Here is a 2,657-nt window from a genome sequence, read left to right on the forward strand (position 1 = left end):
GTTTGTATTTGGAAGATTTGGCAAATCCGAAGAATGGGCTTAATTTAGTCCCAAACTGCTTGTAGCGCGGGGACGTTGTGTGCTATACCCAAAAAACGGATAAAAAAACAGAAAATTAAATCAAATGAAAATATTATTTATAGTTATCGGAGTATTTATTTTAGCAATAATAATTTTTGTTGTTTACAGAAATATAACGGTAAATAATCAATCAAAGAAAATAAACGAAACTAGATTCGAGAGAATAAAGCCAATTTATCAGAAATTAGAAAACGGTGAAAGTATTACTGAATCCGAAATAATTCCATTTGCCAAAAATATATTGACACGTGAAGCAACTTTCCAATTATTAGCCGAACATAAAAAAACAGAATTGTTTCCAAAAGAATTTTATTCAATTGAAAAAGGTGCGGAAAGTAATTTAGCAAATTGGCTGGAATTTCCAACGGAACTTGATGGATGTCCTGATGAAATGGAACTCGTGAAAAGAGTTACAATTGACTTTGACAAAAATAATGTTTATTATTACGTCTTCAAATTTAGAACAAATGAACCTCATTGGGCATCAAAAGACGGATGGATGTTAGGTGTAGTTGGACCATATTTTGAAGATAGTGAACCTTATGATTTTCCAGGCGCAACATTTAGTAGATTAAGTAGTAAATTTGAAAATGTAAAAGCAGAAGATGAAGCAAAGTGGGTTCACGAAAATATTTCAATGAAAAACTAAAACAAGTACAGCACACAACAGCGGTTTGGCGCAATTGGGGTTTTCGGCAAACTTTAAAGTTGGTTTTGTACTTGGAAATTCGGTCTTTAATTTATACATTTGGCTAACCAAATCCCCAACTGACGCCAAGCCACGAGACGTTGTGCGACAGCAGAGAAAAACCGAATAGAAACGAGACAAAAATCGAAAAATGAGAAGAATAATTACATTCATATTTTTAATATTTACAACTCTAAATCTCTTTTCGCAAGAATTAAAATATCGAGGTGTAGAATATTATTTTGATATTGTAAAGAAATCTGAATTTGAAGAACTTAAAAAAGTTGGAATACTAAATGACAGTTTAAAAATTACTGAAAAGTTCAAAGAAAAAGGCAAAGAAAGTTTTAACAAAATTGGAAGAGATAAATACTTCGACATAAAAACGAAAGTACTACAATCAATTTTCAAATACTATTTATTTCAACAATTTATAGAATATGAAAACGATGTTTATATTTTATATTTTTCAATGGCTGGTTTTGACGATACTGAATGGCAAATTTTGAAGTGGAAAAAAGAAGAATGGAATAAAAATGATAAAATTGATAAAAAGTTAGTTGAAAATTGCAAGTTCAAATTTGAGGACAACGAAACTTCAAAAGAATGTAATTTCACACCAATTGCATTTAATTATGATGAAGGTCCGAAAAACCTGAACGATGTGAAAATTTTTATAAAAAATAACTTTTTAGTAATGGAAAGAGGAAATTTATATCACACTTTATACGATTTGAAAAACAATAAATTAATAATTAACAACGAAAGTCCTTGGACAAGTTGTAAAGGAAAAGATAAAGAAGAAATGAATAAATGGATCAAAGAAAATTTACACAACAAAATTGAGGAAATTATTAATAAATAAACTGCCGATCGCACAACAGCGGTTTGGCGCAATTGGGGTTTTAGGCAAACTTTAAAGTTGGTTTTGTACTTGGAAGTTCGGTCTTTAATTTATACATTTGGCTAACCAAATCCCCAACTGACGCCAAGCCACGAGACGTTGGCAGATATAGCCCCGCGCCGAAAATAAACAACGAAAAATTTGCAAATAAAGTAACTTTTAAGTTACCTTTGAAAAATGAAAGTACGTGAAGTTATAGCATATGAAAATCACTTTGAAAGTTTTCTCTTGGAACAACCAAAAAAAGTTCAAGATAAAATATTCAAAATAATTGAAGCTATTGAAACTTTAGAAAGAGTTCCTTCAAACTATTTGAAATCAATGGAAGGAACAAACGGCTTATATGAAGCACGAATCCAACTTGGTTCTAATATTTGGAGAGTGTTTTGTTTCTTTGATAATGGAAAACTTGTAATTCTATTAAATGGCTTTCAAAAGAAAACGCAGAAAACTTCAAAAAATGAAATTGAAAAAGCTTTGCGTTTAATGACAAAATATTACAACGAAAAATCTAAATAATTATGGAAACTAAAAGTTGGAAAGAAATTAAAAATGAAGTTTACGGCGAAAAAGGAACTGTAAGACGTGATGAACTTGAAAGAGAATTTCAAGGTTTTAAAATTGGTTTGCTTTTGAAAAAAGCTCGTGAAGAAAAGCATTTGACACAAACTGAATTGGGCGATTTAGTTTCAAAAAAAAGAGAATATATTTCTAGAATTGAAAATAACGGAAGTAATTTAACTCTTAAAACTTTATATGACATAGTTGAAAAAGGACTTGGAGGAAAAGTAAAAATCCAAATCGAAATATAAAGCTACATCTGCCAACACACGCTACAAGCAATTTGGGTTTTAGGCTTAATTTGAAATTGGTTTTGTATTTGGAAGATTAGGCAAATCCGAAAATAGGGCTTAATTTAGTCCCAAACTGCTTGTAGCGCGGGAACGTTACTGGCTAGTTATGCCGAAATTACGCAGGTAATTT

The 2,657-nt window shown here is 30.6% G+C and carries 4 protein-coding genes; all 4 read left to right on the forward strand.

The window, feature by feature from the left end:
* Positions 1-124 precede the first annotated feature (124 nt).
* Positions 125-730 carry a hypothetical protein gene (locus FNW21_RS16060; RefSeq protein ID WP_144257762.1) on the forward strand — a complete coding sequence of 202 codons (606 nt, stop codon included), beginning with the start codon at positions 125-127 and terminating at the stop codon, positions 728-730.
* Positions 731-920: 190 nt separating this feature from the next.
* Positions 921-1,634: a hypothetical protein gene (locus FNW21_RS16065; RefSeq protein WP_144257763.1), complete on the forward strand. Its 714-nt coding sequence runs from the start codon at positions 921-923 to the stop codon at positions 1,632-1,634.
* Between the two features lie 216 nt (positions 1,635-1,850).
* Entirely contained in the window at positions 1,851-2,192 is a 342-nt protein-coding gene (locus FNW21_RS16070) for a type II toxin-antitoxin system RelE/ParE family toxin (protein WP_144257764.1), read from the forward strand.
* A 2-nt stretch (positions 2,193-2,194) separates the two neighbouring features.
* The gene (locus FNW21_RS16075) at positions 2,195-2,485 is read left to right on the forward strand and encodes a helix-turn-helix domain-containing protein (RefSeq protein WP_144257765.1); all 291 of its coding nucleotides are present in this window, start codon (positions 2,195-2,197) and stop codon (positions 2,483-2,485) included.
* The last annotated feature ends 172 nt before the right edge of the window (positions 2,486-2,657 follow it).

The sequence above is a fragment of the Flavobacterium restrictum genome (assembly GCF_007097245.1).
In the GTDB taxonomy this organism is placed as follows: Bacteria; Bacteroidota; Bacteroidia; order Flavobacteriales; family Flavobacteriaceae; genus Flavobacterium; species Flavobacterium restrictum.

Coding starts and splice junctions, on each gene's coding strand:
- FNW21_RS16060 (WP_144257762.1), top strand. CDS start 125: ATGAAAATATTATTTATAGTTATCGGAGTATTTATTTTAGCAATAATA.
- FNW21_RS16065 (WP_144257763.1), top strand. CDS start 921: ATGAGAAGAATAATTACATTCATATTTTTAATATTTACAACTCTAAAT.
- FNW21_RS16070 (WP_144257764.1), top strand. CDS start 1,851: ATGAAAGTACGTGAAGTTATAGCATATGAAAATCACTTTGAAAGTTTT.
- FNW21_RS16075 (WP_144257765.1), top strand. CDS start 2,195: ATGGAAACTAAAAGTTGGAAAGAAATTAAAAATGAAGTTTACGGCGAA.